The following is a 15,273-nucleotide window of genomic DNA, read 5'->3' as shown; positions in this document are numbered from 1 at the left end:
ATAATTTAAGGTTTATTATAGAGTCATTATTCTATAATTTTTAGTTCTTTTTAAAAGTAAAAAATATAAAAATTATATTAAACCCTTCATATTGTCTATTATTTCCTCAATAGCTTTTGTTTTAATTCCGCTTTTTACTGCAATATAATGGAAAAATAGACCTATAACTATTAGTACCATTAGATCCTGAGGAAAAGGTATTAATACGTCAAGCCCAAAACTACCGAAATAAGATAGAGCAAGAACACTAAATATCAGCGCTGGCATCCACGCTCCTGACTTTATTTCTTGTCGTGAAGTAACACTCTTTAAATATATTATAGCCATATCTGAAAATACCAAAATACTCATTATTATTAAATAAATCATAAAAGCAAAAGTATTACTCATGCTTAATCCGTTAGTTATCATAAAGAAATAAAGATCTAGAATGCCAATTATAAGTGCGTTCGCTACACCAAGCAGAGTAGCTAATCTAACTGATATATTCCAGTTTCTTCTAGCATAATATCCGAACAATATTGGAAATCCTGCAAATATTATGGTGACTACTTCAAACAAAGTAACGAAGCCAGCCCAGTATACTATGAGTAGAGCTACGAGAGTTGAAATAGGAGAAAGAACTCTAGCTAAAGGTAATCTATAAGGTCTATGTAGTTCTGGAGCTTTCTTTCTTAAAACCTCTAAGCTTATTCCACCCATAATATATGTAAACACTGCTGCTGAAGATACTATTCCAACTAATGCTATCCATGCAGGGAAGGGAAGAAGAAATATCCCGCCTAATACTGTAACTGTTATTAAAGAAATTACAGGAACCCTAGTTTTCCCTATTTTAAGGAAGATTTCTGGCAAATATCCATTTGAAGCTAGACCATAAAGTACCCTAGTTCCAGTACCCATGCCAGTTACTGTAGTGCCTGCTGGACTTACTGCTGAATCTATCAATAATAGTATTGCAAAGGCATCAAAAAGTAAAAGAATTGAGCCAGCAACGCTTGAACTTTTAAATATCTCATAAAATGGACCTGAAGATAAGGAAGAATATTGCAATCCTGTCCAATTTCCGATTTTCACACCAATAGATGACCAATTTATAGCCCCTGTAAACGCAACTTGAAGTAATGTATAAAGAACTATAGATATAAGTAACGCGCCTACTACTGCAAAAGGGATATCTTTCGACGGATTCTTAGCTTCTCCTCCATATTCTATAGCTTGCCTAAAACCTGTATAAGAAAAAAGTATTCCAGTAGTTGGAATGGCATAAAGAACAGAAGACCAGCCTGAGAATCCAGATGCTAAGTATTTAGAAGGAGGAAAGAATCCATTAGCATAAAAATTTGAAGGATGAAAATAAAATACTAATAGCATAATTACTGTTAAACTAGGTATTATTAACTTCCACCATCCTACGCCATGTGCAACTTTTCCAACTAACCCAACTCCGAGATAATTTATAATAAAGAAGGAAAATAAAAGCCCATAGGCTAGACCAAGTCCAGTAGTAGTTAAATAACCATTAATAGTTAATGATGGAAAAAGACTAGTTAAATAGGTTACAATAGCAGTAGATTCTATTGCTGGTACAGTAGCTCCTGCAGCGAAATACGACCATGCAATAATATAACCAACTATACCACCATGCGTATAATGAGGATATCTTACTACTCCACCAGACTTTGGTATTGAGGAAGATATTTCTGAATAAGTCAAAGCTATAAATATTAAGAGAATTCCTCCTATTATCCATGATATTATTCCTGCTCCACCTACATATGCTGCAGTGTATAAAGAAGCAAATAACCATCCAGAACCTATTATACCTTGTAATGAAAGAAAAAGAAGTTCTAATCTAGATAATGTTTTTCTCATCATTTTATCCGATTTTATTCCTAAATCTTCAGCCTGTGCCTTAGATCTTTCCATAAATGACTAGCGAAGAAATGATATTTATATGTAAATTTCTAATTTCCATGTAGAGATAGTTTAATATTCTTATATAATGCTTAAAATGTTTAAAATATTATAAAAATTAAATGTCACTTAAATGAACTTCCTATTCTACTAGAAATATAAACAGAAAAATTGTTACTAAATTAGATATAATTGAATATTATTAGTTGAGTAAATAATGAAAATCGACTATATACTATCTTTCATTTAATCATAGTGATTTACCAAGTTTAAAGATTAATTAATTATATATTAAAATCTATATAATTATATTACAGAAAAACTTATATTATATGTACTAACTAAAAAAGTGATTGAAATGCATATAAGAGGTGTAATACTAATCTTAGCCACATTGTTATTTTTTCTACTTTACCTATATCATATACAGCCACACATGTTCCAGTAATGTCAAAGTATACCTTTTATTTTGGAGAAGAGTCATTAAATTGGGCAGGATATGTTGTATCGTCAAATTTTAGTAACCCAGAACCGGAGGTAACAGATATAGACGGTTCATGGATAGTCCAAAGCGTTAAACCTACAATGTTTCCTACTTATTCTGCCCAGTGGATAGGAATAGGCGGATTCTTTAGCGGTGACAAGTCATTAATTCAGACAGGAACATTATCTTATTCTGAATTTGGACAGACTTACTACTGTGCATGGTACGAAATTCTTCCAGCTGCTGCAACACCAATACAAAATTTTACAGTTAAACCTGGAGACACAATTTATAGTTCTATAATACTGCTAAAAGTTATAAATTCTACAACCCAAGAATGGAAAATAACATTAGATGATGTTACAGAACATGAGTACTTTAGTATAACACTAAATTACTCGTCTTCATTATTATCTGGAGAATGGATAGAAGAAAGACCAGAAGTATTCGGACATTTAAGTACATTAGCTGATTTTGGAATAGCGTATTATGGAGAAGGATATACTAATATAGCACTAACAAACTATGTTACAATAGACGGAACTATTGGACCAATAGGAGCATTTCCATATGAATCTATTACCATGACAAATGACATTGGAGAGCCTATAGCAGTTCCAGGTAACTTATTATATAATGGCACATCATTTAATATAACATATGAGGGTTTAATAAGGTAATTTTTATAAATTAATATTTAAAGATAATAAATACTACCTCCTTATTAACAACCTTAATATATCTCACTAACCATACGCAATGAGTTAAAACTTAGATGATATAATTCTCACTTTCAAAATAATAGAGAACTTAATAAATCTAGTAATCATGGCATACCTACCTTTTTAAATGGTAATATAAATTGGGCAATTCTTTAAAAAGTAATTTTACATTTTCCTAAAAAAATATTATGTAAAACTTTATAATATGATAACTATACGAAAACACTCTTATCAATAATGTAGAAAAAACTTCTATTATTTTCTAGATTTTTAATTAGAATAGTATATACTACGCATGTTAAAAATTTTTAACAAAAACCAATTAAATAGTTAAAATCATTATAACTAACTATTCTTGGTATTATAATATATACTCATTTAGTTAAGTAAATTATTTAGAATTTTTTAACTTTTATTCTTCTATAAAGGTGTATTCATAGCAAAAACATAGAAAATCTAGAAAAATGATTCTAACAGTTTTTAATTTAGACCATGAATATGATTGATATGAAATAAAAATTTTCTATCAAACGTCTAACTATCTATATATAGTGAACAAGAAATTCGTTCAAAATATTTTTAAATAATCACTTCATCGTTTGGCTTGGAACTATAATGAAATCTAAATTTAAAGGATATTTAAAAATAATGGTAATATTATCTATAATGATATTAGCTACTATATCATTCATAAATATGGCAAATGAAACACAAGTTAAAGCAATGATTCCTAGGGTTTCCAGTATACGACAAATTTGGAAATCAGTATATACCTTGTGAGTATTTTCCATATCTTTTAACAGTAACATACGAACCAATAAACACACCACCACAATTAGGATTCCCTGTAGATTGGTGCGTATTAGCATATACTCAAGCACATGACGGCGTAGTAGGAACGTCTAATTCATTATTGATAAACGGAAAAATAACTTGGGAACAACCATTAGTAGAATATGTAGGAGGTGACGCTATACCATTAAATGCACCATATAGCGAATTACCTGCATATCAAGTTGACGGAGATAGAGGTGCACCGGCTAAACTAACTCAATTCGATGGACAACCTCTAGGAGTAACATTAGCAGATAACATGTTATATGTTGAATTTGATAGCGGAGGATTAGGAAGTATATTTGCTGTTAATCCATTAACTGGAAAACCAGTATGGTATGCGTCTGGACTAGCAAGCTATGCTATGGGTAATCCAATAGTATATCACGGTATATGGTTTTCGTGACAGTAGGTGATGTAGGATTTACTTTCTCAGCAATTGCTAATCTATTAGCAAATGAGCCTCAAAAAGTTTTTAGAGGAATGGGTTACGGAGCAATTTATGCTTTTAATGCACAAAATGGGCAACTCATATGGATGATGTATACTAAAGGAGAATTAATGCCAAGCCCTGCAGTGTATGGAAACGAATTAGTATTTGCCACAGGAAACGGAACTATAGAGGCAGTGAATCCGTATGACGGGGAAGAATTATGGCAAGATAATTTACAAGGATATATAGATAGCATGTCAAGCCTTGATTATTATATATTACCTAATGGTATACCAGTATTCATTGCTGGATTCACTTTATTGCAACAACCTTACGGAGTAGTAGTAGCAGTAAATGGAGAAAATGGAGACATATTATGGATAAGCACTCCTACAGATTGGAGTATATATGATACAAGCGGAGGTGATGGACCAGTAGCTGTAGATCAACAATCTGGAATTGTAGTTCAAGAGAACGTAGCAAACGAAAGTAACAATTACGTATATACAATAGTAACAGCATACAATGCGTCTAATGGAGAGGAATTATGGACAACTCCTATAGGATATGGATATTTGCCGGTAGCCTTTAAATCAGCAGTACCATACATAGATAATGGAATAGTATACATAACCAGTCCATCTACTGCCAGTGTAACTGCGCTAAATATAACTAACGGTAATGTAATATGGAATACTAGCTTGACTCCATATGTAAAACCGGCTTCTCCAGATACTCCTGGAGCACCTAGAGGAGCACCAGTAATCTATAACGGATATTTATGGTTAACAGCAGGACCATATGTATTAGCATTAAATCCTTCTAATGGACAAATAGAGGACTCCTATGATATTGGCGGAGGATTCGGAATAACTAATCCAGTAATAGCTGGCAGTACAATGTTTCTAGCTAATTCATTTGGATGGGCTATAGCTATACCACTACAAGATATAGTCCCTTCATTACAATAAAAAATTTTTAAGAAAAAATTTAAATTTTTTCATATTCGTTATAAAATTCGTATGCGTGTTCTATGGCTTTATAGAAATTCTCTATCTTTACGTTTTCATTAGGAGCGTGAGCATTAGATGAGGGAGTACCTACACCTATAGCGCTGACTATTTCCTTTATTCCAAGATCAAAGAATAAACCCATAGGCTGAGTCCCTGCTGCATTAGGAATAATTAATGGCTCCGTAGAGTAAACTTTCTTTGCTGAGGATACCATAGCTTTAGTGACTGCAGTATTAGGCTCAGTCCTTACTGGTTTCTCTAGTCCCATCTCTATAATTTCCACGTTAAATCCTTGATTTTTTACGTGTTCTAAAAGGGACGAAAAAATCTTTTTAGGATCCTGATTAGGAACTAATCTAAAATCAAGTTTAACACTAACAGATGATGGAACTATAGTCTTACTTCCTTTTCCTACGTAACCAGAAATAATACCGTCTATGTTACAAGTAGGTTCAGTAAACAGAGATCTTAAATCATTATTTTTTAATTTATATATACCTAAAGATTTTCTTAATTCCTCTGGGTCTTGATCATATTTATCTAAAAGCTCAGTCACTTCCTTACTTAAAGGTGTTATATCATCATAAAATCCTTTCAACTTTACCTTTTCACCATCAAAAATAGAATTCAAGAGCTTTATCAATTCCCATACTGGATTATAAACTATAGGAGCGTTAGAAGAATGAACGTCTCTTTCCCCAGTTCTCAAGTTTATTTGAATGTATACAAGTCCTTTAACACCTAATACTATCATAGGCCTACCTTTAATATCTAAACCAGAACCCTCCATTATTACTGCATTAGATTTTAGTTTTTCTGAGTTCTTTTCTACATATTTCGATAAATTAATACTTCCTCTTCCTCTTCACCTTCAAATAGGAATTTAAAATTTAATTTTCCATTATACTTGGAAAAAGCAATTAATCTTGCCGTTAATGTGCCTTTATTGTCAGAAGCTCCTCTAGCAAAAATATAACCATCTTTTATCGTTGCAGAAAAAGGAGGAAATCTCCACTCATCTAATGGATCGACGGGCTGAACATCATAATGATTGTATACCAAGAGGGTTTTATTTCCCCCATTATTAACTTCACCATAGACTACTGGATTTCCTCCAGTCTCCTCAATTCTAGCACTAATACCAAGATCATTCATAAAATCCTTTAACCAGCCTGCAGTTTCCCTTATTCCTTCTCCCGTTGAAGAGATTGAAGGATGTCTCAAAAACTCTATATATTTATTAAGAGAATATTCCTTTTCTTCTTCACTTAGCATAAGGAAAATATATTAATGGACTTATAATCTTTCCGTTTGATATATGATTCATTAGATTTTCGATATTACAAATAGTAGTTTACGGAAATTTCTCTTACTTAAATATTTCCATTCTTTTATACAATAAAATAAATCTTATTTATTTTAGATGATAGTATTTTAGGCTTTACAGTAAATAATTTAACTTCTCTTCCATTATATAAAATTATTTTTAACGCTACGTAATACTGCAAGGATTTTCGTAGAAAGTCTATACAAAGATTGATTTATGGACTAGTTGAATTTTCTTAGATCTTGAACTCATTAGATCAAGATAAATTCTAAATTCAACTTTAATTAGAAGTAAGTTTAATTTTATTTTTGAGAAAAATCGAAGTAACTCATAAAGCATTTAAAAATATAACGAATAGAAATATATAACTTTTTATTATAATATTTTAAAAAATTATGTAGTGTAAGTATAGTTACTATAATACATCATATTATAATAATATCCTACAAATTCATTATATTCGAATCCATGGACATAAGGCTGAACAAAGTAATAATAATCGGTAACTGGTAACCACATGTAAGGAGCCTCATGATAAATTATAGAGTATGCTTCTGCAGTTAACTTTTTCTGAAGAGTAGAATTTGTAATAAATGGTAAATTACTATATATTGACTGAAGCTTAGAAGAATTTAGCCAAGCATGATCCAGGGCTCCAAATTGTATGTCGGTTATAGGCATCAATTGCTGGAAGACAGGATCAGGCCAATCTGGGAACCAGCCTAGATCAAGCAACTGCGGACTATTACTTGGCGTATTAAATGATGGAACTATCGATGGTAGTACGTAGTAGACTGTAGTAGATATTCCTATTGCGCTAAGATCGTGAGATATTATTTCAAGCTCGTCCTCCTCAAGCTCATTAACAGGAGACAAGGCATACAATGACAAGGGAGGCAATTGAGTACCAGAAGAATCACCCAAAGTACTACCATTAGGAAGAACGACGTAAAAATGACCAATGTAACCAGCCTCATTAAGATAATGCATAGCTAAAGAAGGACTATAATTATAGTCAGGAAGACCACTAGGATCATAATAACCAGGAAACTGAGGAGATATAGGACCCAAAAACTCAGAAGCCAAAGGCTTACCATTATAAGAAAATATTGACAATAAAGCAGAATAATTAACAGCATACTCCACAGCCAACCTAAAATCAGTAATATTAGTAGGATACTTTTGAGTATTTAATGCAATAAAGTTAACACCAGGTTCAGAACCGAAGTTAATGAAGGAAGAATTCATCGGTATAGTATTATATGGGTAGGCACCAAGTATTTGGGACAAGTAGGGTATTGAAATGTAAGATATTTGAGCATCGTTCTTCAAGAAATCCTCAACCCTATCATTATGACTCAAACCATAATTAATAACAACGTACTTAATGTGAGCAGGCTGAGCAACTAGAGGAACGTCATGACCTACAGCCCAATAATTAGGATTAGCCTCCAACTCTATGGTAGAAAACCCAGGAGAAACCTTAACTATAACGTAAGGACCAGTACCATTCATACCATACTCATCAAGGTAAGAATTAACGGAATTGGGAGAAACTCCACCATGCTCATCAACAATTACAGGATTAACAATAGCACCCCACCAGCCAGCTAGATCAAATGGCAAATATCTGTAAGGCTCTAGCGTACTAACCTCTACTTCATACGGTCCTTTTACTACTACTGCTTGGTTTGGGTATTCCATTATCTTTTGTATTGTTGCGTTGTTCGCGTTGAAGTGTGAGAGTATTGATGCTAGTACTTGTGCTGTTAGTGTGTAATTATTTGCTGTTGGTAATCCTGTTGCGTTCTGTATTGCGTAGTTAACTCCCCAAGGTATTGCGTATCCTGTCATTCCGTAAACTGTTGAGTTGAATAATAATCCGATGTAGTTTGCTACTCCGGGTCCTTGACCCATTAGTATTGTTCTGTATAGTGAGAACCATACTGTTGACGAATTGAATTGTACTCCGTCGGCGAAGTGAACGTAGTCCCTCAAGTTAAAGTAATAATTCTGGTAATTTGGAGTAGAATAATTCTCAGCTAATACTGGGACTACCTCGTGATAATTAGTACCGTTAAACTCTACAAGCTCTTGAAAAACAGCAGTAAACAATGGACCGTCCTGTACGAAAAAGCCTGTTGCTGGGTCTAGTGCGTCTGGTGGTGCTGTTTGTGCTACGTCTGTTAGTACGTTTGTGTTTGATGGTGCTAGTGAGATTGCTTTAACGGTGGGAGTTGGGTGTTTGGTTATTACGAATTCTGCTCCCACTGCGGCTATTATAATAATTACTAGGACAATTAAGATTATAATAGTCCTGCTTATACCAATATTTTTTCCATTCATTTAGACATCTCATTAAAACAAAAATTAACAGTTAATAAGGATAATGATTGATAAATTTTTAAATTTTTAATAGTTATAGATAAAGCACAATTGTTAATACTGTTCTATTTTCATATTTACGTCAGTAAATATTATAAAATGTATATAGAAAAGTATATATAAAACTATTATTATAACTCAGAAAGTTGATAGTAATGAGAAGTGGAGAATCCGTTAAAAATCTAGCTAAGAAAAATAAAAAATTTTATGTATTAATGATAGTTCTAGTCTTAATACCTTGGTTTCTTGAGGCTTACGATTCTGAGCTATATTTTTTCGCTTCTCCTTATATAATAAGCACACTAAAGATAAGTTCAGCATATATAGGCCTAACAGCGTCTATATATGCAATAGGTATAGCTGTTTTTAGTATGGTAGGTGGTTATTTATTTGATAAAATATCGCCAAAATATACCATAGTATCGGCTGTAGGACTCTTTACAATATTTACTATATTAACAGGATACGTATCTAACGGATTAGAATTATTGATATACAGATTTTTGGTTGGTGTGGGTGTAGGAATATTCCAACCAGCTACTGCTGCTTTTGCTGGAGATTTATTAAATACAACAAGAGCATTAAGAATAGGAGCTAATAGTGTAGCTTTTGGAGTCGGGCTTTTTATAGCACCGTATGTTATCTCACCTTTTTTACCTAAATTTAGTTTACCATTCTTGATATCAGGAATTTTATCCATAATAAGTTTAGCATTATTCTTTTATTTTGTTCCAATAAATTATAGAGAGGAAATAAGAGAAAAAATAGACTTGAAAAAAATTCTAAATGTAAATACCATAATATTAAGTATTGCAATATTATCATTTGGGATAGCATTATTTGCGTTCTTAGGATATTATTCAGACTATCTCTTGTATGGTCTGAACTTAAGCAAGTCTAATGCTACAATAATAGCATCTATGAATGGTCTCGGAGAACTAGTATTTCTACTCCCAATAGCACTATTAAGTGATAAGATAAGTAGAAAAATAAGTTTGCTACTAAGTAGTACAATATTAACTTTATCTTCTATAGGCCTTTTTATAGGATACTTAGGGTATTTACCAATGATTTTACTTACTATCGCATGGGGAGCTGGATATGGTGGCCTAATAGTGAGTATAATATCTTTCTCGCAAGACGTAGTTCCAGACGAAGTAGTAGGCTCAGTTACTGGTTTCATGTTTCTTACTTTCAACATAGGCGCTATATTTGGCGCACCTATAATGGGTGGACTTATTTCATCCTATGGATTCGAAAAAGCAGGCTTGCTAGCAATAGCACTACCTAACTTTTTAGCACTTCTACTATCAATTATTGTTAGATCTAAAAAAATTGTACAGAAGTAAAAATAATTAGTTTTTAATTTTTCTTTCTTCCACTTCAATTTTTCCGTCTTTAATAACATAAGAGACCTTCGATATATCTTTAATATCTTCTAAAGGATTTCCGTTTATTATGATCAAGTCAGCTTCTTTACCAGAATCTATTAATCCAGAGTTAATGTTTATTGCTATTGAAGAATTATATGTTGCAGCACGTAATGCCTCTACTGGAGTTAAACCACCTATTTCTATTAGTAGAACAATTTCCATCCAATTCTTTCCTATATCTATATCTTCAAGACCAGTCTCAAAACCTAAATCAGTTCCAGTGATTATTGTTATTCCATAGTCTTTAGCCTTTTTTACTACTGAAGAGATACTGTCTCTTACCATTGCAATCTTTTCTAATCCCCATTCATCAACTCCTATCTCTTTACCATGTCTATAAATTACTTCCTGAATAGATAATGTAGGAGTTAAAGTAACCTTTTTCTCTATCATCAACTTTAACGTTTCGTCCTGAAGCAAGGTCCCATGTTCTAACGTTTTTATTCCAGCCTCTATTGCAATCCTTGCTCCTTTATCTCCATGAGCATGAGCTGCAACATAAGTTCCTACTTTTTCTGCTTCATTTACGATAACCTTTATTTCGTCATAAGTTAATTGAGGATTTTCTGGTTTATCTCTCTGAGATAAAACTCCTCCAGTAGCGAATATCTTAATGAAGTCTGAGCCTTCTCTCAAAACTTTTCTTGCAGCATGAATACATGATTCCGTACCATCGCAAATTTCTGAAAATCCAGTAGTCTCAGATACTTCTAATGGTATATCATGGCTCAACTCTCCATGACCAAAAGTTTGAGTTATAGGTCTGCCTGCAGCAATTACGTTAGGTCCTTTAATTATACCTTCTTTTACAGCTTTAGCTAATGATATAGAAATAGGATCTCCACAATCTCTAACTGTTGTAAAACCAGCTAGCAGTAGTTTCTCTAACCATTTAGTAGCTCTTATAGTTCTATATTCTGGTCTTTCAAACATTAGTTTTAATAAACTTCCACCCTTAATTCCTGATATGTGCATATGAGCATCAATTAAACCTGGCATTACAAACATATCCATTGCGTCTATTTCTTGTTTGGCATCTAGTTCCTCTTTGGATACTTTTACTATTTTACCGTTATTAATGTAAATATTGCTTTTTCCTATAAATTCTTTTCCATTAAATATGTTACCATTTTTTAACGCTATATCGAAAGCCATTTATTATAATGGAAGATTAGGCTCTATATATTTATTTTGTTTGAAATTATGCTGCCAGTTATTTCAAATTTTATTAAACATACTTTAAATTTGCCTTTAATCTAACGTTTAATTTGAATTTTAACAGTCAATAAGATTAAGATTAGGGAAACTCAAGAATTCTATAAAGAAGTTTATATATACGTTGTGGATCGCTTCAGAATTATACAAAAATTTTAAAGTAATTATGAAGAGTATTACCCATGGAAAAGAAGAACACTAGGGACTGGAGCAAGTACGATGAGAACGTGGTAACAAGATACAAGCTAATGTTCCCCTTCTACGTCTTCGAGAGAGTGTCCCAAGCGCAAATAATTGAATAAATATAGTATGATAGAAAAACAATTTTATAATTAATTAAGAATAAAATATAATTATATCTTTCAGTATAACGAGAGATTAAGCTTATATTGTAATGGAAAATAATCAAGTATAGAGAAAAACAGAATTTCCAACATAGTCCACACTACCTTGATCAACTCTCGCGGTACAAGTTAGTGGGCGAGTTGACTCTCCAGAACACGCGATAACACAGAAGTGTAGATATAGAAGTTGTAAATCAACGCGATAACGTAGACAAAGAACTCGACCATACCCTTTTCAGTAGCGTAAGGCCTCCAATACCTCCTCAAGAAGATCCCAAAGAACTCCACTCCTGAAACTAGAGAAACCTATCAACCAGCTCGAGGACTTCCCCACGAAGCCCCTATCCACTACCTTATAACCGCTGCGAGAGAAGCCAACCTTATTGTCCGGAAAATTGGCCAGTTCCACTTGAATCTCGTGAACTATCATTGTAGGCGACATGAGGTTGAAGACCTTGAAGCCGAACTCCTGTTCCTCTTCTTTGTAAACTCTCCCTTGAACCTCCTCACTTTGCACTTAATGTAAAGGAAGAGCGTGTTAGCCGCCTCCCTGTACTTCCTCTGCCTTAGGTCTAGCTCAAACTTCTTCTTCAATGTTTCCTTGTTCCTCTTCCCGAAGGGTACCTCGATTAGGAAGGAATCCACGATCCACAGCTTTCCAACCTTTCCGTATAACGCACTGCTAGGTAAGTAGTCAGCAAGTCTACTCATCTTCCCCTCCAACTCCTTGGCGTACTCCTTGAACAGAGTCTTTACCTCTCCCCTAAATTTCTTTGCCCTCCTATGGATCTCCGACTTAGACTTGTACTCGCCTAGGAACCACCTTACCACCACGTCTGACTCGTAGTAGCTCCGCACGTCCCTGTAGGAGCACGTCCACACAATCATCACTATTAACGCTCTCAATATGAAGAGGTCAGAGAGACGCGACAGCACTTCAGACGTGATCAGCATGTAGTTCATTTTCACAAGTGTTTTATGCCTTGCTGATAAATGTTCATAGGGGACCGGGCCGTTGTAGTATTCTATCCAATGTTTCATGTGAATCGGTACTACATCGTCCCGGTTCCCTTTAAGTATTACGCGACTTTTTGCTTCAAGCGAAAATTCAAAATTTCTCAGTAATTCACAATATCTTTTGAATTATTATCTATAAACCTTTACATAGATTTATTCAATTATTTGCGCTTGGGACACTCTCTCGACATATGATAAATATGTAGCTTAAGGATAACATCATGGACATGCCTTGTCGTCGCTTAGCTATGAGTATTACTTAAAGGAGATACATGATAATTAGAGAGGGTATCTCTCGTCCTTCATTTGGGTCTCATAATCTTGCTAAGCGCATACTTTCCACTACTAACATAATTATCACAGTAACGTGGGTCTCATAATCTTGCTAAGCGGGTAAGCTTTTAGGTAGGGCATGGGAGGGCTTTTAACGAGGTTAAAAGATATGTGCCTGAAGAAGGTGGATTAGTGGCGATTACAACCTATACTACTGGTTTAGAGGATCTCACACAGTGATTCTCCGGTAAACCCAAACGAGTATCTTCGCTCCTCACTTTAGGTTCAAGAGCCAAAGGCTTTGAATAGAAGCCTGGAAATGATCAAGTACTCATTTAACCATAGGATTCAAAGCTCATCAACATCAACAATCCTAACGGTCATTCACTCGAAGTTCACACTATAACTTACAAAAAAATGGGGGTTAAGGAGTGGAAAGCCTAGCCAAGGGGATGGATAGACCGTGTTTAAATACTTCTTTGCCAAAGTTTCTCTTAGTGATGCTAATGAAGCTCCTCCCCAGTTTAATGGGACTGATGGAGGGGGTAATTAGTATCTCCTTCCTTCATTGAAGGGACTAGACGTAACGGATGAAAGTCCCCTCTTTTCATGTCGGTAGACCCAAAATCATATTAGAAAAAATATTTCTGATAGGATAATATCGAATTTATAAAAGATAAAGAAATTTATAAGAGTATAAAGAATTGAAGAAAGGGTTTAAGGTGAGGGAGATGGAGTATTACTACGTGAGATAGGAAGATGGTAACACCCGGTCTCCCTCACCAAAATAACATTCAACAAATAGGATATAAATTACTTTCCATGTTGAACTTCAAAGGGGAAAAGGTAGATGAGGTAGCAAAAACTCTCATCTCCGCGTGTTTGTGGAACGATTCAGTAGAGAACAAGTCCAGAGCGTATGACGTATCCCCACAGACCGTGAGGAATTACGTAGAGAAACAAGGGATGGAAGTGATTGAAAAGCTATTGGAAAGAGCTAGGAAAATATCCTTGGAGATATTAAAGGGAGTGAATGAGATAGATCTTTCAATAGACTGGACAACCAAGACGTGGTATGGGAAACCAGTGAAAGGGCTCGGGAGCTCTGAAAAAGGAAACTCGTGGAACTACGCAACTGCAACAACCAAGTATAAGGGGAAAGTACTTTTACTTGCCTTTATTCCGCAAGTGAACGGTATGACTAAGGACGAGATAGTGAAGATCCTCGTGGAGCAAGTAATGGCAATGGGATTCAAGATAAGGTTGATAACTCTTGACGCTGGTTTCTACACAGTTGATGTGCTCAATTTCATTTCACAGTTTAAGTATATAATTGCTGTGCCTGTTGGGGACGTGAAGGTGTTTGAGGAGTTTGACGGGGATTACACAACTAATAGTAAGAGGCATAGGAGGGATGAGCAGGTCAAGTTCAGGCTTCTCGTGTATAGCAAGGAAAAAGTGAGGAGAAAGAAGAAGAGTCTTGTTTATTTTGCTAGGGCTACTAATCTAGATCTGCCCAAGAGGGAAGTGTTGGATTTGTACAATAAGGTAAGAGGTCCCATAGAGACCTCTTATAGGAACATTAAGGCTTTTCTTCCATTTACTAGTTCTACTAAGTTTGTTTTCCGCACGTTGATCTTCGTGCTGGCCCTTGTGCTCTACTCCTTATATACCATATTCAAGGGGGAGGTGGGGAGAGAGGAATTTAGATTATTATTAATTCTTTTATTTCCTGATTTATTCAATCCAGAGAATTTTACATTTAATGTAATTGAAACACTTATTTACACTATAGATTTATTTTTAAGGAGGTGATTTTGGGTCTACCGTATGTGGGGGGAGCTCTGATACCCCCTACTGCCCTCAAATGAGAAAT

The 15,273-nt window shown here is 34.3% G+C and carries 11 protein-coding genes and 2 pseudogenes; 7 read left to right on the top strand and 6 right to left on the bottom strand.

What is annotated here, in order from left to right:
* Positions 1-72 precede the first annotated feature (72 nt).
* Positions 73-1,929 (bottom strand): APC family permease, encoded by a 1,857-nt coding sequence (locus tag DFR85_RS18830; RefSeq protein WP_110269620.1) that lies wholly within the window; start codon positions 1,927-1,929, stop codon positions 73-75.
* Positions 1,930-2,364: 435 nt separating this feature from the next.
* On the opposite strand from DFR85_RS18830, the gene DFR85_RS18825 reads away from it, so the two are divergent.
* The 4 genes from DFR85_RS18825 (at position 2,365) to DFR85_RS18810 (ending at position 5,361) form a co-directional block, all read left to right on the top strand.
* Positions 2,365-3,081 (top strand): G1 family glutamic endopeptidase, encoded by a 717-nt coding sequence (locus DFR85_RS18825; RefSeq protein ID WP_110269619.1) that lies wholly within the window; start codon positions 2,365-2,367, stop codon positions 3,079-3,081.
* Between the two features lie 657 nt (positions 3,082-3,738).
* Positions 3,739-3,903, top strand: coding sequence for a hypothetical protein (locus DFR85_RS18820; protein WP_162582593.1), 165 nt, complete (start codon positions 3,739-3,741; stop codon positions 3,901-3,903).
* Positions 3,904-4,036: 133 nt separating this feature from the next.
* Positions 4,037-4,363 (top strand): hypothetical protein, encoded by a 327-nt coding sequence (locus DFR85_RS18815; protein ID WP_110269618.1) that lies wholly within the window; start codon positions 4,037-4,039, stop codon positions 4,361-4,363.
* The gene (locus DFR85_RS18810; RefSeq protein ID WP_162582591.1) at positions 4,360-5,361 is read left to right on the top strand and encodes an outer membrane protein assembly factor BamB family protein; all 1,002 of its coding nucleotides are present in this window, start codon (positions 4,360-4,362) and stop codon (positions 5,359-5,361) included. Before DFR85_RS18815 ends, DFR85_RS18810 begins: the two co-directional genes overlap by 4 nt.
* A 19-nt stretch (positions 5,362-5,380) precedes the next feature.
* Here the strand turns inward: DFR85_RS18810 and DFR85_RS18805 are convergent, their stop codons facing one another.
* The 3 genes from DFR85_RS18805 to DFR85_RS18800 form a co-directional block, all read right to left on the bottom strand.
* Entirely contained in the window at positions 5,381-6,253 is an 873-nt protein-coding gene (locus DFR85_RS18805; protein WP_281351083.1) for a M20/M25/M40 family metallo-hydrolase, read from the bottom strand.
* Positions 6,232-6,678: a M20/M25/M40 family metallo-hydrolase gene (locus DFR85_RS32110; protein WP_281351062.1), complete on the bottom strand. Its 447-nt coding sequence runs from the start codon at positions 6,676-6,678 to the stop codon at positions 6,232-6,234. Before DFR85_RS32110 ends, DFR85_RS18805 begins: the two co-directional genes overlap by 22 nt.
* A 445-nt stretch (positions 6,679-7,123) precedes the next feature.
* On the bottom strand, positions 7,124-9,076 hold the full coding sequence (locus DFR85_RS18800) for an ABC transporter substrate-binding protein (RefSeq protein ID WP_110269616.1): 1,953 nt from the start codon (positions 9,074-9,076) through the stop codon (positions 7,124-7,126).
* Positions 9,077-9,270: 194 nt separating this feature from the next.
* On the opposite strand from DFR85_RS18800, the gene DFR85_RS18795 reads away from it, so the two are divergent.
* Positions 9,271-10,464: an MFS transporter gene (locus DFR85_RS18795; protein WP_110269615.1), complete on the top strand. Its 1,194-nt coding sequence runs from the start codon at positions 9,271-9,273 to the stop codon at positions 10,462-10,464.
* A 6-nt stretch (positions 10,465-10,470) separates the two neighbouring features.
* Here the strand turns inward: DFR85_RS18795 and DFR85_RS18790 are convergent, their stop codons facing one another.
* Positions 10,471-11,703, bottom strand: a complete 1,233-nt coding sequence (locus DFR85_RS18790) for a metal-dependent hydrolase family protein (RefSeq protein ID WP_110269614.1) — start codon at positions 11,701-11,703, stop codon at positions 10,471-10,473.
* 242 nt (positions 11,704-11,945) lie between these two features.
* Between DFR85_RS18790 and DFR85_RS18785 the strand changes: the two are divergent.
* Positions 11,946-12,035: pseudogene (locus tag DFR85_RS18785) on the top strand (IS5/IS1182 family transposase); the annotation flags it as partial.
* Positions 12,036-12,236: 201 nt separating this feature from the next.
* Here DFR85_RS18785 and DFR85_RS18780 read toward each other — a convergent pair.
* Positions 12,237-13,148 (bottom strand): annotated as a pseudogene (locus DFR85_RS18780) (IS5/IS1182 family transposase).
* 1,008 nt (positions 13,149-14,156) lie between these two features.
* Between DFR85_RS18780 and DFR85_RS18775 the strand changes: the two are divergent.
* Complete coding sequence (locus tag DFR85_RS18775) at positions 14,157-15,212, top strand: ISH3 family transposase (RefSeq protein ID WP_110269613.1); 1,056 nt, start codon at positions 14,157-14,159, stop codon at positions 15,210-15,212.
* Positions 15,213-15,273: the final 61 nt, after the last annotated feature.

This window comes from Acidianus brierleyi, assembly GCF_003201835.2.
Taxonomy (GTDB): Archaea; Thermoproteota; Thermoprotei_A; order Sulfolobales; family Sulfolobaceae; genus Aramenus; species Aramenus brierleyi.
This window is presented reverse-complemented; position numbering and strand designations above follow the sequence as displayed.